General features: G+C 66.0%; 19 protein-coding genes and 1 pseudogene. 13 read left to right on the plus strand and 7 right to left on the minus strand.

Annotated features, from left to right (window positions below):
* The 4 genes and pseudogenes from ACZY0X_RS28080 to ACZY0X_RS28095 all read right to left on the minus strand — a co-directional run.
* A pseudogene (locus ACZY0X_RS28080) lies at window positions 1-132 on the minus strand (ABC transporter permease); the annotation flags it as partial.
* Window positions 122-514, minus strand: coding sequence for a thiolase C-terminal domain-containing protein (locus ACZY0X_RS28085; RefSeq protein WP_463775082.1), 393 nt, complete (start codon window positions 512-514; stop codon window positions 122-124). The pseudogene ACZY0X_RS28080 and the gene ACZY0X_RS28085, both read right to left, overlap by 11 nt.
* Window positions 515-530: 16 nt before the next feature.
* On the minus strand, window positions 531-1739 hold the full coding sequence (locus tag ACZY0X_RS28090) for a CaiB/BaiF CoA transferase family protein (protein ID WP_463775083.1): 1209 nt from the start codon (window positions 1737-1739) through the stop codon (window positions 531-533).
* The gene (locus tag ACZY0X_RS28095) at window positions 1739-3241 is read right to left on the minus strand and encodes an aldehyde dehydrogenase family protein (RefSeq protein WP_463775085.1); all 1503 of its coding nucleotides are present in this window, start codon (window positions 3239-3241) and stop codon (window positions 1739-1741) included. The genes ACZY0X_RS28090 and ACZY0X_RS28095 overlap by 1 nt, the downstream gene beginning before the upstream one ends.
* Before the next feature lie 269 nt (window positions 3242-3510).
* Here ACZY0X_RS28095 and ACZY0X_RS28100 point away from each other — a divergent pair, with 269 nt between their 5' ends.
* The 4 genes from ACZY0X_RS28100 to ACZY0X_RS28115 all read left to right on the plus strand — a co-directional run bounded on the left by ACZY0X_RS28100 (window position 3511) and on the right by ACZY0X_RS28115 (window position 6797).
* Entirely contained in the window at window positions 3511-4212 is a 702-nt protein-coding gene (locus ACZY0X_RS28100) for an SDR family NAD(P)-dependent oxidoreductase (RefSeq protein ID WP_463775087.1), read from the plus strand.
* Between the two features lie 50 nt (window positions 4213-4262).
* Window positions 4263-5123 carry a mycofactocin-coupled SDR family oxidoreductase gene (locus ACZY0X_RS28105; protein ID WP_463775088.1) on the plus strand — a complete coding sequence of 287 codons (861 nt, stop codon included), beginning with the start codon at window positions 4263-4265 and terminating at the stop codon, window positions 5121-5123.
* Window positions 5124-5189: 66 nt separating this feature from the next.
* Window positions 5190-5381 (plus strand): ferredoxin, encoded by a 192-nt coding sequence (locus ACZY0X_RS28110; protein WP_463775090.1) that lies wholly within the window; start codon window positions 5190-5192, stop codon window positions 5379-5381.
* Window positions 5382-5432: 51 nt separating this feature from the next.
* A complete protein-coding gene (locus tag ACZY0X_RS28115) occupies window positions 5433-6797 on the plus strand; it encodes a cytochrome P450 (RefSeq protein ID WP_463775092.1) in 1365 nt (454 codons plus the stop codon).
* Between the two features lie 66 nt (window positions 6798-6863).
* Here the strand turns inward: ACZY0X_RS28115 and ACZY0X_RS28120 are convergent, their stop codons facing one another.
* Entirely contained in the window at window positions 6864-8039 is a 1176-nt protein-coding gene (locus tag ACZY0X_RS28120; protein ID WP_463775093.1) for an acyl-CoA dehydrogenase family protein, read from the minus strand.
* Window positions 8023-9021 (minus strand): acyl-CoA dehydrogenase family protein, encoded by a 999-nt coding sequence (locus ACZY0X_RS28125; protein WP_463775095.1) that lies wholly within the window; start codon window positions 9019-9021, stop codon window positions 8023-8025. The genes ACZY0X_RS28120 and ACZY0X_RS28125 overlap by 17 nt, the downstream gene beginning before the upstream one ends.
* Window positions 9022-9305: 284 nt before the next feature.
* Here ACZY0X_RS28125 and ACZY0X_RS28130 point away from each other — a divergent pair, with 284 nt between their 5' ends.
* The 4 genes from ACZY0X_RS28130 to ACZY0X_RS28145 are packed head-to-tail and all read left to right on the plus strand — an operon-like array spanning window position 9306 to window position 12889.
* Window positions 9306-10427 (plus strand): amidohydrolase family protein, encoded by a 1122-nt coding sequence (locus ACZY0X_RS28130; protein ID WP_463775096.1) that lies wholly within the window; start codon window positions 9306-9308, stop codon window positions 10425-10427.
* 20 nt (window positions 10428-10447) lie between these two features.
* Window positions 10448-11590 (plus strand): amidohydrolase family protein, encoded by a 1143-nt coding sequence (locus ACZY0X_RS28135; protein WP_463775098.1) that lies wholly within the window; start codon window positions 10448-10450, stop codon window positions 11588-11590.
* A gap of 3 nt (window positions 11591-11593) precedes the next feature.
* Entirely contained in the window at window positions 11594-11983 is a 390-nt protein-coding gene (locus ACZY0X_RS28140) for a Rieske (2Fe-2S) protein (RefSeq protein ID WP_241404221.1), read from the plus strand.
* A 33-nt stretch (window positions 11984-12016) separates the two neighbouring features.
* Entirely contained in the window at window positions 12017-12889 is an 873-nt protein-coding gene (locus ACZY0X_RS28145; RefSeq protein WP_463775099.1) for an alpha/beta fold hydrolase, read from the plus strand.
* Between the two features lie 11 nt (window positions 12890-12900).
* Here ACZY0X_RS28145 and ACZY0X_RS28150 read toward each other — a convergent pair whose 3' ends face one another.
* Window positions 12901-13392 (minus strand): hypothetical protein, encoded by a 492-nt coding sequence (locus ACZY0X_RS28150; protein WP_463775101.1) that lies wholly within the window; start codon window positions 13390-13392, stop codon window positions 12901-12903.
* Between the two features lie 68 nt (window positions 13393-13460).
* Here ACZY0X_RS28150 and ACZY0X_RS28155 point away from each other — a divergent pair, with 68 nt between their 5' ends.
* Genes ACZY0X_RS28155 through ACZY0X_RS28175 form a run of 5 tightly spaced genes read left to right on the plus strand, consistent with a single transcriptional unit; the run spans window position 13461 to window position 18466 of the window.
* The gene (locus ACZY0X_RS28155; protein WP_463775102.1) at window positions 13461-14759 is read left to right on the plus strand and encodes an NADH-ubiquinone oxidoreductase-F iron-sulfur binding region domain-containing protein; all 1299 of its coding nucleotides are present in this window, start codon (window positions 13461-13463) and stop codon (window positions 14757-14759) included.
* Window positions 14756-15043 carry a ferredoxin gene (locus ACZY0X_RS28160; protein WP_463775104.1) on the plus strand — a complete coding sequence of 96 codons (288 nt, stop codon included), beginning with the start codon at window positions 14756-14758 and terminating at the stop codon, window positions 15041-15043. Before ACZY0X_RS28155 ends, ACZY0X_RS28160 begins: the two co-directional genes overlap by 4 nt.
* A gap of 1 nt (window position 15044) precedes the next feature.
* Entirely contained in the window at window positions 15045-16697 is a 1653-nt protein-coding gene (locus ACZY0X_RS28165; RefSeq protein ID WP_463775105.1) for a thiolase C-terminal domain-containing protein, read from the plus strand.
* A gap of 45 nt (window positions 16698-16742) precedes the next feature.
* Window positions 16743-17648 carry an alpha/beta hydrolase gene (locus ACZY0X_RS28170; RefSeq protein WP_463775106.1) on the plus strand — a complete coding sequence of 302 codons (906 nt, stop codon included), beginning with the start codon at window positions 16743-16745 and terminating at the stop codon, window positions 17646-17648.
* Window positions 17648-18466, plus strand: coding sequence for an NAD(P)-dependent oxidoreductase (locus tag ACZY0X_RS28175; RefSeq protein WP_463775108.1), 819 nt, complete (start codon window positions 17648-17650; stop codon window positions 18464-18466). Before ACZY0X_RS28170 ends, ACZY0X_RS28175 begins: the two co-directional genes overlap by 1 nt.
* Window positions 18467-18502 lie beyond the last annotated feature (36 nt).

Genomic DNA, 18502 nt, shown 5'->3' on the forward strand with positions numbered 1-18502 from the left:
CGGCCGCACAAAGATGAACCTGAACGCATCCACCCCCATCGCAAACAACCCACCAACCGCCTGCATCGGCGACGCCAGCCCCTTGGGCAGTGAGATCCCCGGCGACCAACGCTCTGGCCCTTTAACTGCCATACGTCCCGGGTCCTTCCGAGCTCGTCACGGCCGACGCATCTGTCGGACCGTCAATGTTGTGCGCCAGCGCGATTCGCGCGCGGCCGTCCTGATTGACAGCATCCCGCAGTTGTTGGAACAACTCGACGCACTGTCCCATACCAAAGGCACCCGGCGGGTGCCGTTTGGCCTTAAAGCCACCACTGGAGTTCACCGGTAAAGACTTACGAGACTGACGGTCTCGGTTGTGACGCGACTCGTCGGCCGACTTATGTTGGCGCATAGCCGAATCCGGCACGGTCCACGCGCGCTCGATGCCACTCCCGGCGACACCCACCACCGGCTGCTGAGCTATCGCCCAACACGCCGAGTGGGGGCGGTCAATCGCTGCGATTAACGGCATCGTTGGTATCCGCCGCCTAGGTGACGGCGCCAGCCGTCTTGAGTTCGATGATGCGGTCCCAGTCCATGTCGAGTTCGAGCAGGATCTCGTCGGTCTGCTCGGCGAACGCGGGTGCGGGCCCGGCGTGCGGAGCGGCCACATCGAACTGGACCGGGTTGGCGACCAACTCGAGTTCGCCTGCCGCAACGATGTATTCATTGGCTCGGACCTGTGCGTCCTGGGCCGCCTGCAGCGTGTCCTGCACGGGGGCCCACGGGCCGGCGAGGGTGGCGAAGCGCGCACTCCACTCCGGCAGGGTCCGGGTGGCGATCACCTCGCGCAGGATCTCCACGGCCTCGGCGGTGTGCTCGGCGATGCTCTGCGCCGTCGCGAACCGCGGGTCCTCGATCAGGTCCTCGCGATCGACGTGGCGGCAGACGTCGGCCCAGAACTTGGTGGGCTGCATCATCACCAGCGAGATGAAGCGGTCATCCTTGGTTCGGTAGACGCCCACCAGCGGGTTGATGGGTGAGCCGTGCACCCCGGGTGGGGGCTGCACCATCAACTGGTTCAGGTGTGAGGTGAGTGCGATGGTGTGGCCCATCGCCCACAGACCGCTGCCGAGCAGTGACACGTCGACGATCGACGGCTCCCCCGTCCGCTCGCGCTTGAGCAGCGCCGCGGCGATTCCGCCCGCGAGATTGGTGCCAGAGATGGTGTCGCCGTAGGCCGGTCCGGGAGGCCCGATCATGCCCTCGATACCGGGTGGGGTGATGGTGGCTGCGGTACCCGCCCGGCACCAGAAGGCGGTCATGTCGTAGCCGCCCTTCTCGGACTCGCCGCCGCGCGGTCCGAGCGCGCTGCCGCGCGCGTAGACGATGTTCGGGTTGACCGCGCGGATGTCGTCGACGTCGATGCCGAACTTTCTGCGGTGCCCCGGCAGGAAACTGGTCAGGAAGACGTCGGCGCGCTTGGCGAGTTCCAGCAGGACCTCACGCCCCTCGGGCTTGGACACGTCCAGCCCGATACTGCGCTTGCCACGGTTGGCGTGCTCGATGTTGGGGTTCGGGTCGCCCTCCACGCGTAGCGGACCGGTCTGGCGCAGCCCGCGCTGCGGGTCACCGGTGACGGCGTGCTCGACCTTGATGACCTCGGCACCCCACTCGGCGAGCACCGCGCCAGCGGACGGGACGAACCCGTACATGGCGACCTCGAGAACACGGATCCCATCCAGGGGCCCGGACATCAGGACACCACCGTGGCAAAGGTCTTGGACTCCAGGAACTCGTCGAGGCCCGCCGAGCCCATCTCCCTGCCGATGCCGGACTGCTTGAACCCGCCGAACGGGCTGTCGGGGCTGAAGTAGTTGCCGCCGTTGATCGAGAACGTGCCGGTGCGGATGCGGCGGGCGATCGCCAGAGCACGTTCCTGACCGCCGAACACCGCCCCGGACAGCCCGTAGATCGAGTTGTTGGCAATCCGGACGGCGTCGTCGTCGTCGTCGTAGGCGATCACGGCCAGGACGGGCCCGAAGACCTCCTCCTGGGCGATCTCACTGTCGGGCGCGACATTGGTCAGCAGGGTCGGCGTGTAGAAGTAGCCCGGGCTCTTCTTCTCGCCGCCGGTGACGAGCGTCGCGCCGGCCGCCACGGCCCGTTGCACCATCGCGTCGACCTTGTCCCGTTGCTGTTCGCTGATCAGCGGACCCATGTAGGTCTTGGGGTCCGTCGGGTCGCCGTAGCGCACGTGGCTGAAGTTGGTCTTGATGAGATCGACGATCTCGTCGTGGTGCTTGCGCGGCACCAGCAGCCGCGACGTCAGCGCGCAGCCCTGACCGGCGTGGGTGACCATGCTGAACGCCGAGAACACCGCGGCGGTGCCGAAGTCGGCATCGTCGAGCACGATCGCCGCGGACTTGCCGCCGAGTTCGAGGAACACCTTCTTGAGTGTCTCGCTGGCGGCCGCCATGATGCGGCGCCCCGTCGGGGTGGATCCGGTGAAGGTCACCATGTCGACGTCTGGGCTCGTGGTGAGCACCGCGCCGACCGCCGGGTCCGAGGAGCTGAGCACGTTGACGACACCCGCGGGGATGTCGGTGTGGTTGGCGATCAGCTCACCGAGCGCCAGCGTGACGAGCGGGGTGTCGGGTGCACCCTTGAGAACCACGGTGCAGCCGGCGGCCAGGGCGGGTGCGAGCTTCGCCAGGGCCAACTGGTTCGGGTAGTTGTAGGCGATGATCGCCGCGACGACGCCGGCGGCTTCCTTCTCCACCCAGCGGTGATGCTGCATGCCACGGCTCTCGATGTTGCCGAGGTCCTCGGTCAGCGGATAGTCGCGCAGCAGATCGGCGTAGTACCGCACGATCGCGATCGGCTGATCGAGCTGCGCGCCCTGGGTCAGTGCCGGCGTGGCACCGACCTCGGCGATGGTGAGATCCGCCAGTTCGTCGCGGTGCTCGACGAGCGCGCGATGGAACTGATCGAGGCAACGGATCCGCAGGTCGACGTCGGTGGCCCAGTCGCCGGTGTCGAAGGCGCGCCGCGCTGCCGCGACGGCCCTCTCCGCGTCGGCCACCGTGCCCTCGGGGGCATATCCCAGCACCTCTTCGGTCGCCGGATTCACCGAGGCGAAGGTTCCCGCCGCCTCGACCAGTTCCCCGTCGATCAACATCCGTCGATCAGCCTGCGACACCGGTGCCGACTCGGCGCGATCCTGTGCGCCACTGGAGATGGTCGGCGTCTGGGACATCCAGCCTCCTGGCTTCGTGATTTGGGTGCTGCGTGGTCACTGTGATGGAAATTTCATTCTCATCAACGGCGAATCTTACATTCGCAGAGTGAGAACGCAAGAAATGCTAGACCACCTAGTCAGGTTGGTTGACGCCGCCGGACATGGTGTTGGGCGACGTCATCAGGACTGGCCCGGATCTTGCGAGACAACGCCCGGTGAGAGTACGGTTCTCATAATCGAAAGGGAGATTCTTGATGCCTGTGCGACTGTCCCCACGGAGGCCGTGAGTGAAGAACGCCGTTGTCACCGGAGGCGGGTCCGGCATTGGTGAGGCCATCGCCAATCGGCTGCGAGCCGATGGCTACCACGTCGCGGTCATTGACCTGAATCCGTCGGAGGCCGATTTCAGTTTCGTCGCCGACGTCACCGACCGTGGCGCGATCGATGAGGCCCTGACGGGTATCCGCGCACAGCTCGGCCCGGTGTCGATCCTCGTCAACGCCGCTGGCCTGGACAGCTTCAAGAAGTTCCACGACGTGTCCTTCGAGCGGTGGCAGCGCGTGATCGACGTCAATCTCAACGGCGTCTTTCACTGCGTCCAGGCTGTGCTGCCCGACATGATCGAGGCGGGCTGGGGACGCATCGTCAACATCTCGTCGTCGAGCACGCACTCGGGGGCTCCCTATATGGCTCCGTATGTGGCGGCCAAGTCCGCTGTCAACGGCCTCACCAAGACGCTGGCTCTCGAGTACGGCCCCGCCGGCATCACGGTCAACGCCGTGCCGCCGGGCTTCATCGACACACCGATGCTGCGCGCCGCCGCCGACAAGGGTTTCCTCGGCGACATCGAGCAGACCATCAAGGCCACCCCGGTGCGACGCATCGGCAGGCCCGAGGACATCGCCGCCGCGTGCGCCTTCCTCATCTCGGAGGAGGCCTCCTACATCACCGGACAGATCCTGGGCGTCAACGGCGGCCGCAACACCTAATCGACCAGCACGACTTCTGACAACGCAAAGACTCTCGAAAGGACAGACCTGTGGGACGTGTTGAGGGCAAGGTCGCATTCGTCACTGGCGCAGCTCGGGGCCAGGGCCGCAGCCACGCGGTCCGACTGGCCGAGGAGGGCGCCGACATCATCGCCGTCGATCTCTGCGAGAACATCGACACCATCGGTTACCCGATGGCCACTCCCGAGGATCTCGAGGAGACGGCGAAGTTCATCGAGAAGACCGGCCGACGCGCCTTCACCGCGCGGGCCGACGTCCGTGAGGCGAGCCAGCTGCGTGAGGCGCTCGACAACGGGCTCAAGGAGTTCGGCAAGGTCGACATCGTGGTCGCCCAGGCGGGTGTCGCAGGAATGAAGGGCCAGCCGCCTCTGCAGGCCTGGATCGACGTCATCAACACCAACCTGATCGGCACCATCAACGCCATCCAGGTCGCCCTGCCCCACCTCACCGAGGGCGCGTCGATCATCGCGACGGGTTCGACGGCGGCGCTGATGGACACCAGCAAGAAGGACAACCCCGGCAACGATCCCGGCGGCATGGCCTACGTGCACTCCAAGCGCGCACTGTCGGCCTTCGTCCACGACCTGGCCACCGAGCTGGCGCCACGCGGTATCCGCGCCAACGTCGTTCATCCGACGAACTGCAACACCAACATGCTCAAGAGCGACCCGATGTACCGCTCGTTCCGCCCCGACTTGGAGACCCCCGAACTCAAGGACGCCGAGCCGGTGTTCTACGTGCAGCAGGCGATGAAGGTGCCGTGGGTGGAGCCCGAGGACATCAGCAATGCGGTGCTGTGGCTGGCCTCCGACGAGGCCAGGTTCGTCACGGGAGCCCAGCTGCGCATCGACGCGGGCGGCTACCTGAAGTGGTACGACTACCACAACTGAGCCCATCTGGTTTCTCGCCCAAGGGAAGTCGCCCAAGGAAAGTCACCGACAAGAAGGGGTCCGCTCGTGAAGGTCTCGGTTGACGGACAGCGCTGCCAGGGCCACACCCTGTGCTCGATGATCGCGCCCGACTCGTTCGAACTCGATGACGTCGATGGCCACGCATCACCGGTCAACGAGGTGGTGCCCGCAGACCAGGAGGACCTGGTCGCCGAGGCGGCACACTCCTGCCCCGAACAGGCCATCGTCATCGAATGACTCCCGTGAGGGACGTCTGATTCTTCAAGAGAGACAATAGGAGACACCGCCGTGAGCATCGACGACGTCGCATGCGACGACGATCGCAAGAAGGACAGCTTCCACTTCGACCGGCACACACCGGAGTACCGGGAGCAGTTCCAGCACATCACCGAGGAGATGCACGCCAAGTGCCCGGTGGCGTGGACCGACGTCTACGACGGCCACTGGGTCGCCGCGGGTAGCAATGAGGTGTTCGAACTCGCCCGTTGCCCGGTGATCTCCAACGATCACGACCTGCACGGCGAGCGCCGCGGCTACAAGGGCATCACCATCCCGAAGGCGCAGCGCGCCACGGTGGTCCGCGGCGGCATCCTGGAGATGGACGAGCCCGAGCACAGCACCTACCGGGGCGCACTCAACCCGTACCTGTCCCCCGCCGCGATCAAGCGGTGGGTGCCGTTTGTCGACGAGATCACCCGAGCGGCCGTTGACGACAGGATCGAGACAGGCCGCATCGACTTCGTCGACGATCTGGCCAACATCGTGCCCGCGGTGCTCACCCTGGCGATGATGGGCATCCAGCTGGACAAGTGGCTGATCTACAGCGAACCGGCCCACGCCGGGGTGTCCACGCCGGAACACTCGCCGGACGCCCCGCGCGTCGCCGAGATGAATCGGCAAATGGGCATCGACATGATCAACGCGATGATGGAGATCCGCGAGAATCCCCGGCCAGGGTTGGTGAACGCGTTGCTGCAGTTGCGCATCGACGGCGAGCCGGCGCCGGACCTGGAGATCCTGGGCAACCTGGGCTTGATCATCGGTGGCGGATTCGACACCACGACCGCGCTCACCGCGCACGCGCTGGAGTGGCTGTCGGAGAACCCGCACGAGCGCGAGCGTCTCAGCCGCGAGCGGGACACACTTCTGCATCCCGCCACCGAGGAGTTCCTGCGCTTCTTCACTCCCGCGCCCGGCGACGGCCGCACCTTCGCCGACGACGTCGAGGTCGACGGACGCCGCTTCAAGGAGGGCGAGCGGCTGTGGCTGTCGTGGGCGATGGCCAACCGCGACCCGTCAGTCTTCGAGGACCCCAACAAGGTTGTCATGGATCGGAAGGGCAACCGCCACTTCAGCTTCGGCATCGGCGTACACCGCTGTGTGGGTTCCAATGTGGCCCGCACGGTCTTCAAGTCCATGCTGACCGCAGTGCTCGACCGGATGCCCGACTATGTCTGTGACCCCGACGGCGCCGAACACTACGAGAGCATCGGGGTGATTCAGGGCATGAAGCATCTGCCCGCGACGTTCACACCCGGCAAGCGCCTCGGCCCCGGCCTCGACGAGACGCTGGAGAAGTTGCAGCGGATCTGCGATGAACAGCTGCCGGCCCGACCCATCACCGAGTACAAGGAAACCGTCGTCATCGACTGACGGGTCCACCCTCGCGATTTCGGCGCGCTTTCGTTCGCTCAGCGACGGGAAGCGCGCCGAAAATCACTAGCTGCGCGGCAACCCGAGAACCTGCTGAGCAATGATGTTGCGCTGGATCTCCGAGGTCCCGCCTGCGATGGTCCCCGAGAAGCTGCGGGCGTACCGCTCGAACCAGCTCGCGAAATAGTGGTCGAGGTTCATGTGCGCGTACGGGCCCGACGTGGACGGATGGATCAGGCCCTGTGGGCCGGCTCCAGTGAGCGCGTTGCCCGCCGCCCGCATCTCCGCCTCGGCGCCAAGCAGTTTGGGTATCGACACCGCGGCGACGTCGACCTGCCCGCGGGCCGCCTGCGCCAGACCCACCGAGCCCAGCAGCCGCAGGGCCTGGTAGTCCATGATCGTGCTGGCGAACGCGTCGCGCTCGAGCGCGTTGCTCGGCTTGAAGTCAGCGATCGAGTTGGCGATCCGGTCGGCGAAGCCCAGCCACATCATCGTGCGCTCGTGGCCCAGTGAACCGTTGGCGACCTTCCACCCGCCGTTGAGCGGTCCGACGAGGTTCTCCGCGGGCACCCGCACGTCGGTGAAGAAGACCTCGTTGAAGTCCTTGTTCTCCTCACCGCAGATGTCTGCGAACGGGCGGCACACCACGCCCGGAAGGTCCGTCGGGATGATCAGCACACTGATGCCCTTGTGCTTGGGCGCATCGGGGTCGGTGCGGACGAAGGTCAGCAGCCAGTCGGCGTCGTGCGCCCCAGACGTCCACACCTTCTGCCCGTTGACGACGAACTCGTCACCGTCACGGACCGCCCGCGTCCGCAGCGACGCCAGGTCAGAACCGGCGCTGGGCTCACTCATGCCCAGCGACGCGGTGCGCTCCCCACGCAGGACGGGCACGGCCCACCGCTGCTTCTGCTCATCACTGCCGAACGAGATCAGTGATGCCGCAATGATATTGACGCCCTGCGGATTGAAGCTGTGATAGATCCGGCGGGTACACAACTCCTCGAGGTGCACGTACTGCTGCAGGACCGACGCATTGCGCCCACCGAACTCGGGCGGCTGCGCGGGCAGCAGCCAACCGTTGTCGAACAGCAGCCGCTGCCAGTCGCGGGCCCACTGCGGCATGTGCGATACCGAGCGCGGACGCTCGAGGGTGTCGGCCGCCGAGGGCAGGTGCTCGTCGAGAAACTCGGCGAACTCGGCGCGGAACTCTTCGACCTCGGAATCAAATGTGAGCTGCATCGAACTCCTCCGCGATCAGTGCGCGGTGCTCCGCGGCACCACCGAGCATCAGTTCCCCTGCCTTGGCGCGCTTCAGCGCGAACTGCAGGTCGTTCTCCCAGGTGAATCCCATCGCCCCGAACGTCTGCAGCCCGTGCCGGAAGACCAGGTCCTGGCACTCGCCGGCGGACGCCTTCGCCATCGCCGCGGCGAGGCGCCGCCGCGGGTCGTCAGCGGCGATGGTCAGCGCCGCGAAGTAGGACAGTGCGCGGGCGCGTTCGATCGCGACGTGCATGTCGACGGCCTTGTGCTGAATGGCCTGGAAGGAGCCAATCGGCACACCGAACTGGTGGCGGTTCTTGGCGTGGTCGAGAGCCATGTCCAGGACGCGTTGACACGCGCCGACCATCGTCATTGACATGCCCATCAGCGCGATATGCCTGGCGCGCTCCACGTCGATCTCGAGCCGATCGCCGTCGGCGACGTGGACGCCGTGGAATGACACCTCGGACACGTGGAGCACCGGGTCGAAGACATCGGCGCGGCGAGTGCTCACCGCGCCGGCCTCGACGTGGAACACGCCAGCGTCGGTCACCACGGCGAAGCGGTCGGCCCGGTCGCCGTCGAGCACGAACCGGTCGGTCCCGTTGAGCAGCCAGCCGTCGGCATCTCGGTGGGCGCTGATGCCGGTGTACACGGCACTTCCCGTGCACTGCGGATCGAATCGGTCCCCCACCAGGGGCGCGTACTGCGTGAGCGTGGCCAGAAACGGCGTCGGGTCGGTGGCGCGGCCGAGCTCCTCGAGCACGATCGCCAACTCGACGGCGTTCTCGGAATCGGTCAGCTCGGTCCAGCCGGCATCGACGTAGGTCTTCCACAACGGCGTGGCATCCGCACCGTTCTCAGCGATATCGCGTACCAACGTGGCCGGACACTGCTTGCCCACGGCGTCGCGGACAGTCTCCTGCCATAGTCGCTGATCAGCATCGAACTCCAAAAGCATGCAGCCGCCTCCCGATGACTTGCGTGGTCTGAGTGAGAATATCATTCTCGTCTCGGGGGTACGCGTTCTCCGTTTCCACGTACATTGTTTCGCATCAGCCCCGCTGCGCAACTGACCAGCAGACACGCTTACCAGCGAAGATGTGATAGATCATCTGGAGAATATTGTTCTTGCTAATGAAGAACAACGATCTACACTGAGGATATGACCGACGTCGGTGGCCGCCTGGCACGACCCGTCGGCAGGTTCGGCCGGGCCATCAGAACATCGGAGGGCAGATCTCGGTGAGGGAACTCATTGACGGCGCGGGCAACGTCACGACGACGCCCGTCATCGACGCGAGCGTGCACATCTTCTGCCAGTCCAACAAGGACCTGCGGCAGACGTTCATGCGGGAACCCTTCTCCAGCCGGGGCTTCCCCGATTACGAGATGGACTGGTACGGCGCGCCCGGCGGCGAGTACATCAAGGGCAGCAAGGGGCCGGACCGGCAGTACCCCGGCTCGGACCCCGCGCTCGTCGCGGAGGAGCTGTTCGGCAGGCGGGGTGTGGACATCGCCATCCTGCATCCGATGACGCGCGGCATCATGCCGGACCGTCACCTCGGTACCGCGATCGCAGCCGGGCACAACGACATGTTGGTGACGCGCTGGCTCGAGCACGACGAGTTCGGCGACAAGTTCCGTGGCACCATCCGGGTCAACCCCGACGACGTCGCCGGCGCGTTGCGCGAGATCGAGAAGTACAAGGACCATCCACGCGTGGTGCAGATCGGCATTCCGCTGCAGTCGCGTGAGCTGTACGGCAAGCCGCAGTTCTGGCCGCTGTGGGAGGCCGCGGTAGACGCGAATCTGCCTGTGGCCGTTCACATCGAGGTGGGCGCAGGTATCGCCTTCCCGCCGACTCCGTCAGGCAAGACCCGCACCTACGAGCAGTACCTGTCCTTCATGTCGTTGAACTACCTGTACCACCTGATGAACATGATCGCCGAGGGCGTTTTCGAGCGTCTCCCGGAGTTGAGGTTCGTCTGGGCCGATGGCGCAGCGGACATGTTGACGCCATTCATGTGGCGGATGGACTGCTTCGGCCGACCACACCTGGAGCAGACGCCGTGGGCGCCGAAGATGCCCAGCGACTACCTGCCGGGCCACGTCTTCTTCGTCCAGGGCTTCTTCGACGGTCCCGGTGACACCGACTTCGCGGGTGAGTGGTTCAGCTTCACCGGCAAGGAGGATATGACGATGTTCGGCTCCAGCTACCCGCACTGGGACAGCAATGAGTTAGTGGTACCGAGCAGTTACTCCGCCGAGCAGCGCGACAAGCTCTGCTGGCGCAATGCCGCTGAGCTGTACGGCCTTGAAATGCCGGCAAGCCCGGTCATTCCGTCCGCGCTTGCGGCACAGTAGAGGGAAGCGAGGAGGCCACCATGTCCGTGACTGCCAATCCACGAGTGCCCGCCGCCGAGCGCATCGCCGTGCGGTGCGTTGACTCCGATGTTCACCCGATGCCCAAGCGAGGGCAGTTGCTTGAGTACATCCCGGAGCCGTGGCGCAGCAAGTACTTCACCAACCATGCCGTCGGTGACCAGATCTATTACGACGCACCGGATTACGCGCACTCCTATGCCATGCGGGTCGACAGCTTCCCGCCGGATGGCGAGTTCGCGTGCAGCGACCCCGACATGGCACTGCGCCAGCTGATCATGGAGGCCGGCTCCGATATCGCCATCCTTGAGCCCACCCACGGCGAGAGCAGGCTGGCCGAGGCCACCGGCGCGTACTGCACGGCCACCAACGCCTGGCTCGCCGACAATTGGCTGGACAGCCACAACAACTGGCACGAGCGCTGGCGTGGATCCATCTGCATCGCCATCGAGGACCAGAAGAGCTCCATCAGCGAGATCGAGAAGTGGGCCGAGCACCCCTACATGTCTCAGATCCTGATCAAGGCCGAGCCACGCCCGTCGTGGGGTGACCCGAGCTACGACCCGATCTGGGCAACCGCCACCAAGTACGACATGCCGGTGAGCTGCCACCTGTCACGCGGCGTGTACGAGACGCTGCCGATCCCGCCGGTGGGCCTGCCCAGCTACAACCACGACTTCATGGTCACCTACTCGCTGCTGGCGGCCAATCAGGTGATGAGCCTGATCTTCGACGGCACGTTCGACCGTCACCCCACCCTGAGGATCGTGTTCATCGAGCACGCGTTCACCTGGATCCTGCCGCTGATGTGGCGGATGGACGCCATCTACGCCAAGCGCAAGTCCTGGATGGACATCAAGCGCAAGCCCAGCGAGTACGTCAAGGACCACATCAAGTTCAGCACCCAGCCGCTGGACTACCCCGAGGACAAGACCGAACTCTCACGCGCCTTCGAGTGGATGGAGTGCGAGAAGATCCTGCTCTACAGCAGCGACTATCCGCACTGGACGTTCGACGACCCACGCTGGCTGGTCAAACACCTGCCCGAACACGCCCGCGAGGCCATCATGTTCCGCAACGGCATCGAGACCTACAAGCTGCCGGACACCGTGCCGGTGCTCGAGGGTCAGGTCCGGGTCTTCTAGAAGATGGCTGAGGACAAGACGCCCCGGCTGGCGCAGGGGCGAGAGCACGCCGTCGCCACCGTCGACGAAATCCCGCCTGGCACGCACAAACTGGTGCCAATCGGCAGACATGGCGTTGGCGTGTACAACGTCAACGGCACGTTCTACGCCATCGCGAACTACTGCCCGCACGAGGGCGGACCGCTGTGCGCGGGACGCGCTCGCGGCCGCAACATCGTCGACGAGAGCGTGCCCGGCGACGCGGTGATGGTGCGCGATATGGAGTACATCTTCTGCCCCTGGCACCAATGGGGTTTCGAGCTCGCAACGGGGACTACCGCGGTCAAGCCCGAATGGAGCATTCGCACATACCCCGTCCGGGTCGTCGGCAACGACGTCCTGGTACAGGCCTGACCGGACTTCGAGCCCAGGAGAGTTGGAGAGAAGTTGCCCGACAAGAAGATCGAGATCAACGGCGGGAATGTCGTCTACGAGATCCTCGGCAAGGAGGGTGATTTCATCGCCCTCACCCCCGGCGGTCGATTCAGCAAGGACATTCCCGGTCTGAAGCCCCTTGCGCGCAAGCTCGTCGCGGGCGGCTACCGGGTGTTGCTGTGGGACCGGCCGAACTGCGGCAAGTCCGACGTGCAGTTCTACGGGCAGAGTGAATCCCACATGCGTGCCGAGACATTGAAGGAACTGATCACCAGGCTCGACATCGGACCGTGCATCATCGCGGGCGGATCGGGTGGCGCCAGGGACTCGATGATCACCACGATGCTCTATCCCGAACTGGTCACCAAGCTTGTGGTGTGGAACATCGTCGGCGGGGTCTACGGGTCATTCGTACTCGGCGGGCACTACATCGTGCCGAGCATCCTCGCGGTCCGCGGGATGGGCATCAAGGGTTTGCAGCATGTCGCGGAGTGGAAGGAGCGCATCGAGGAGAACCCCGACAACGAAGCGCGCCTACTTGGTCTTGATGCCGATGAGTTCCTCAAGGTGATGTTGCGCTGGCTCAACGCATTCGTGCCCAAGCCCGGTCAAACCATCCCCGGCGTCCCGGACGATATGTTCGACGAGATCAAGGTTCCGACGTTGATCATCCGGGGCGGCGAGAACGACTGGGATCACCCCAAGCGCACCTCACTCGAGGTCAACTGTCTCATCAAGGGATCCAAGCTGATCGATCCACCGTGGCCGGAGGACGCCTGGGAACGGGCGGGTGAGAAGTTCGCCGCCAGCGGCGGAACGAAGTTCTGCCTGTTCGACACCTGGGTAAAGGCGGCGCCGGCGATCCTCGACTTCCTCAAGGATTGATTACGGTGCAGCTACACCGTCACGATCTGGACCTCGCAATTGAGCGACGCCTCCAAGGCGGTGTGGACACGGCTTTCCGGCACGCGTTCGAGGTCCGCCTTGCGCAGGGTCACCCGCACGGTGTCCCACCCCGGGCCGTCAGGACCACCATGGGTTCGCTCGACATCGCCACGCAGCCCCAGTCCGGCGAGCACGCCGTGCGCGTCGTCGTCGGTGCCCCTGCTGACGTAGGTCAGCACTCCCGCAGCGGGTTCCGCACCGAATCCGCCGAATGCCGTGGTGCACAACTCGACCGCCGTGCGCTCCAGCGCCTTCGCGTCGTCTCCAACGATCAGGACCTCGACCTGTCTGCGGCTGGGCGGCATGGCCGCGAGGTCGACATGCACTACCTCGGCACCGATCGCCGCAGCCAACCTCGCGAGGCTCGTCATGCCGTCCGTTAGTTGTGCGGGCGCAAGCCGTGCAGACGGGTCGACGTCGACACGCACCACCGCAGTTCTCATGCCCGCCAGCCTATCCGCGGGAAGGAAGGCCATGAAATGACTACCGACGAGCGCTTGCGCGAGGAGCCATGACTACCGCCGAGAATCCGGTTGCCACCGACCTCAAGGTCGCCGCCTGGCCCGGACTCGAGCCACGGCTGCTCCTGGACACCACATCCGGTGTTGAGGGCTTCCCCGAGTACGTCCGGGCCGGCGGCTATCAGAGCCTCACGGACCCCGATGGCCTGCTCGATGAGATCGACCGCAGCGGCCTATTAGGTCGCGGCGGTGCGGCATTCCCGTTGGCGGTCAAACTGCGCACAGTGCGCGACGCTGGCCGTGCGGGCCGTCCGACAGTGCTGCTGGCCAACGGCGAGGAGGGCGAGCCGGCGTCGGTCAAGGACAGGTGGCTGCTGCGAAACCGTCCGCACCTGGTACTGGACGGCGTGCGACTCGCCGCGCGCATCGTCAACGCCGACAGCGCATTCGTCTACGTGTCTGATCCGCATGCTGCGCACGCTGTGCGGACCGCGCTAACCGCCGCACCGTCGGATGGTGTCGCGGTCAGCGTCGTCACCGTCGATCCCGGCTACGTCGCCGGCGAGGAGACCGCCGCAGTTCGCGCCGTCAACGGCGGACCGGCCAAGCCCACCGACAAGCCGCCACGTCCCTTCCAGGAGGGTGTCGGCGGCCACCCCACGCTGGTCAGCAACGTGGAGACGCTCGCGAATCTGCCGTTCATCCTCAAGCACGGAAGCGATGCCTACCGCCTGACGGGCACGTCGGCCTCCCCCGGCACGTTCCTGGCGACGGTGACGGGCGCAGGCAGGGCCGCCGCACTGTACGAGTTGCCGCACGGGACGTCAGTGGCCGATCTGCTGGTCCTGCACGGTGTTTCGGCCGACGCCGTGACCGGTGTGCTGATGGGCGGTTACTTCGCCGGCCTCCTCAACCGTGATGTGCTGGACGCCACGCTCGACCACGAGACGATGCGTGCACTGGGCAGCGGACTGGGTTGTGGCGCCGTGTCGATCCTCACCGACGACTGCCCCGTTGCCGTCGCGGCTGCGGTGCTGGCGTACTTCGACCGCGAGAACGCCGACCAGTGCGGTTCATGCTTCAACGGCACTGCTGCGATGTCCGCGGTCGCCGCAGCCCTGCGCGACGGCGTCGCCACCGTCGATGACCTGGCTCGACTGGAGCGGTGGTCGGTGGTGCTACGGGGGCGAGGCGCGTGCGCGACCCTCGACGCCGCCACCAATGTGGCCGCGACCCTGCTCAAGCAGTTCTCCGAGGACGTCGCCCGCCACGTGGCCAGCGACTGCGACTCATGCCGTAACGGGGCGTACACCGCGCTGCGGCCCTACGAAGTGGAGGCGGAGTCATGAGTGGCCCCATGAGGATTCGACTGGACCGCACCCTGTGCGACGGCTTCGGCATCTGTGCAAAGCACGCCCCCGAGTACTTCTCATTGGACGACTGGGGATACGCGTCGCTCATCGGCGACGGCACGGTGCCCGAGGCCGACCACGATGCGGTCCAGCGCGCTCTGTTTGACTGCCCCGTCCACGCGATCATCGAAATGAGCGAGAACCCCGGCGCCACGAACGGTGCGAACGGTGCGACCAACCTTCCCGTGCACGCCACGGCATCCGCGAAGACGAGTAACTGACATGGACGTGCCCGGCCGCCCGCTACCGCAGATCACCCCCGAGAACGAGTTCTTCTGGACCTCGGGCTCCGACGGCCAACTGCGCATCCAGGAGTGCCAGAGCTGTCAGGCCCTCATCCATCCGCCCGCGCCGATCTGCCGCTACTGCCGAAGCCGTGACCTGGGTGTCCGCGCGGTATCCGGCAAGGCGTCGCTCTCGGCGTTCACGGTGAACCACCGGTTCGGTTTTCCCGACCTGCCTCCTCCGTACGTCATCGCACAGGTCGGTATCGCGGAGGATCCACGGGCGCGCTTGACCACCAACATCATCGAGTGCGATCCCGAGGACCTCAAGATCGGCCAGACAGTCGAGGTCGTGTTCCAGCAGATCGCCGACGTCTGGCTGCCGGTGTTCCGGCCAGCGAGCGACGGTGAGACCGCGGCCCTGCCCGTCGACGAGATCGCGCCACAGGACTTCGCCAAACACGTTCGCCCGGCGTTGTCCGAGAAGAGGTTCGAGGAGCACTCGGCGATCACCGGAATCGGGGCCTCCCGCATCGGCCGCCGCCTGATGGTGCCTCCGTTGTCGCTGACCATCGAGGCGTGTGAGGCGGCCGTCGCCGACGCCGGACTGACGTTCGACGATATCGACGGCCTGTCGACCTACCCCGGACTGGACATGGCCGGTATGGGCGAGGGCGGCGTGAGCGCACTCGAGGGTGCCCTTGGCCTGCGGCCGACGTGGATCAACGGCGGTATGGACACCTTCGGTCCCGGTGGATCGGTGATCGCGGCCATGATGGCCGTGGCCACCGGTATGGCGCGCCACGTGCTGTGCTTCCGCACGCTGTGGGAGTCGACATTCGGCGAGATGTTGAAGCAGGGCAAGATGTCGCCGCCCGGCGGAGCCCGGACCTCCAGTTGGCAGATGCCCTTCGGCGCGTCGTCGGCGTCGCACACCTTGGCGCTCAACGCCCAACGTCATTTCGACCGGTACGGCACGACCCGCGAGACGCTGGGCTGGATCGCGATCAATCAGCGCGCCAACGCCGCACTGAACCCGACGGCGATCTACCGCGATCCGATGACGATGGACGACTACCTCTCGGCGCGGTTGATCACGACACCCTTCGGGCTCTACGACTGTGACGTGCCCTGCGACGGCGCCGTCGCCGTCATCGTGTCGGCGGTCGACGTCGCCCGTGACATGCCCAAGACCCCGGTGCTGTTCGAGGCCGTGGGCACGCAGATCCTCGAGCGCACCGACTGGGATCAGTCCACCCTGACCCACGAGCCGCAGGTGCTCGGCCAGGCCGCGCACATGTGGTCCCGAACGTCGTTGCGGCCAAGCGACGTCGACGTCGCCGAGCTGTATGACGGGTTCTCGTTCAACTGCCTGTCCTGGCTGGAGGCACTGGGCTTCTGCGGTATCGGCGAGGCCAAGGACTTCCTCGACGGCGGCAAGAACATCGCGCGTGACGGCGTGATCCCGCTCAACACCCACGGCGGTCAGCTGTCGCACGGCCGGACGCACGGTATGGGCCTGATCCACGAGGCCGTCACCCAGCTTCGCGGTGAGGCGGGTGAGCGCCAGGTCAAGGACGCCAAGATCGCGGTCACCAGCAGCGGCGGCCTGACTCCCAGCGGCGTCATGCTGATGCGGATCGATTCGTGAGAGTGCGACGAGGAGCAAGATGACGGTGCGGACGCGAGGAGCACAATGACAGAAGCCGAGCCACGTCCCCGAGTCGTCATGGTCGACGGCGTGCCGATGTCCGGGCTCGTCGCCGAGGTCCAGGATCCGCGCGCCGTGATCGTCGCCATCCACGGCGGCGCGACGTCGGCGGCGTACTTCGACTGCCCGGGCAATCAGCGATTGTCGTTGCTGCGCTTGGCCGCAGCGCACGGATACACGGCGATCGCACTGGACCGGCCCGGCTACGGCGCGTCCGCGCTCTATTCCGACGAGATGGCCGACCCCGACCGCCGGGTGTCGCTCGCCTACGGCGCCGTCGACAAGATCATCGCCGATGGCGCGCGCGGCGCTGGTGTGTTCCTGGTCGCCCACTCGGCGGGCTGCGAACTCGGCCTGCGGATGGCGGTCGCCGACCGTGCCTCCGACGTGATCGGCCTGGAACTCGCGGGCACCGGATTGCGCTACAGCCCCGACGCACACGCCGTCATCAAGGAAGCCACCGTCACGTCACGACCGGCCGGGCTGCGTGATCTGCTCTGGCAACCGACCGACCTGTATCCGCCTGAGGTGCTGACCGGCGCGCTCTCCGCACCGGGTGTGGCCTACGAAAGCGACGTCACCGCGAACTGGGCGAAGCGAGACTTCGCCGAACTGGCTGCGCGCGTGAGTGTTCCGGTGGAGTTCAGCATCGCCGATCACGAGAGCGTCTGGGAGTCGTCACCCGAGGCGATCGACGCCATCACCGCACTGTTCACCGCCGCCCCCCGCATCACCGCCAACGAGATGGTAGACAGCGGACACAATCTCAGCGTTGGCCTGACGGCCGGCGAGTACCACCAGCGAGTGTTGGCGTTCATCTCCGATTGCGTGGCTGCCACCAAGGACAGCGCACCAGCGGACAATTCAGCGAAGTTAGAGGTGGAGGCGTGATGCGGGTCGGATTCATCGGTTTGGGCAGTCAGGGCGGGCCGATGGCACGCCGGATCGTCGAGGGCGGTTATGACCTCACGTTGTGGGCACGCCGATCGGCGTCGGTCGAGCCGTACGCTGACACCGCGGCGAAGGTGGCGGCGACCCCCGCCGAACTCGGTGCGGCCAGCGACCTCGTCTGCCTGTGCGTGGTCGGCGATGACGACGTGCGGCAGGTCATCATGGGTGACCAAGGCGTGCTGGCCGGGATGAAGCCCGGCGGGATCATCGCGATCCACAGCACGGTGCACCCCGACACGTGTCGCGAGCTGGCAGAAGTCGCAGCGGCCCAGGGTGTCTCGGTGATCGACGCACCTGTCAGCGGTGGTGGACCGGCCGTGGTGGAGGGCACGTTGATGGTCATGGTCGGCGGCGAGGAGGCCGATGTCGAGAGGGTCCGACCGGTGTTCGCCACCTACTCCGACGCGATCGTGCATCTCGGCGGGCTTGGCGCCGGCCAGGTGGCCAAGATCCTGAACAATCTTCAGTTCACCGCCAATCTGGGCAGCGCCCTGAGCACCCTGGAACTCGGCGACGCGCTGGGCATCGCTCGGGAACGGCTCTGCGAGGTGCTCAATCGGGGGTCGGCCACAAGCAAGGCGATTAGCAGCATCACGATGTTCGGCGGCAGTGTGGAGGGGTTGGCCCCCATCGCCGGTGCGCTGCTGCAGAAGGACGTCCGCCACGCAGCGAGCCTCGCCGCGACGGCGTCGGCGCCCGAGGGCACGGTGTTCAACGTCGCGGACACGGCGCTGGCGACGATGCTCCACTCGCGCTGATGAGCGCTTGCGCGAAGAAGAGACTGCGCTGATGAG

It is taken from the genome of Mycobacterium sp. IDUB_39 (genome assembly GCF_055419205.1).

Bases quoted from the DNA above. Each gene is read 5' to 3' on its own strand.
- ACZY0X_RS28090 (WP_463775083.1), bottom strand. From the start codon at position 1,739: ATGTCCGGGCCCCTGGATGGGATCCGTGTTCTCGAGGTCGCCATGTAC.
- ACZY0X_RS28150 (WP_463775101.1), bottom strand. From the start codon at position 13,392: ATGAGAACTGCGGTGGTGCGTGTCGACGTCGACCCGTCTGCACGGCTT.
- ACZY0X_RS28160 (WP_463775104.1), top strand. From the start codon at position 14,756: ATGAGTGGCCCCATGAGGATTCGACTGGACCGCACCCTGTGCGACGGC.
- ACZY0X_RS28085 (WP_463775082.1), bottom strand. From the start codon at position 514: ATGCCGTTAATCGCAGCGATTGACCGCCCCCACTCGGCGTGTTGGGCG.
- ACZY0X_RS28135 (WP_463775098.1), top strand. From the start codon at position 10,448: ATGTCCGTGACTGCCAATCCACGAGTGCCCGCCGCCGAGCGCATCGCC.
- ACZY0X_RS28170 (WP_463775106.1), top strand. From the start codon at position 16,743: ATGACAGAAGCCGAGCCACGTCCCCGAGTCGTCATGGTCGACGGCGTG.
- ACZY0X_RS28140 (WP_241404221.1), top strand. From the start codon at position 11,594: ATGGCTGAGGACAAGACGCCCCGGCTGGCGCAGGGGCGAGAGCACGCC.
- ACZY0X_RS28125 (WP_463775095.1), bottom strand. From the start codon at position 9,021: ATGCTTTTGGAGTTCGATGCTGATCAGCGACTATGGCAGGAGACTGTC.
- ACZY0X_RS28175 (WP_463775108.1), top strand. From the start codon at position 17,648: ATGCGGGTCGGATTCATCGGTTTGGGCAGTCAGGGCGGGCCGATGGCA.
- ACZY0X_RS28095 (WP_463775085.1), bottom strand. From the start codon at position 3,241: ATGTCCCAGACGCCGACCATCTCCAGTGGCGCACAGGATCGCGCCGAG.
- ACZY0X_RS28155 (WP_463775102.1), top strand. From the start codon at position 13,461: ATGACTACCGCCGAGAATCCGGTTGCCACCGACCTCAAGGTCGCCGCC.
- ACZY0X_RS28120 (WP_463775093.1), bottom strand. From the start codon at position 8,039: ATGCAGCTCACATTTGATTCCGAGGTCGAAGAGTTCCGCGCCGAGTTC.
- ACZY0X_RS28165 (WP_463775105.1), top strand. From the start codon at position 15,045: ATGGACGTGCCCGGCCGCCCGCTACCGCAGATCACCCCCGAGAACGAG.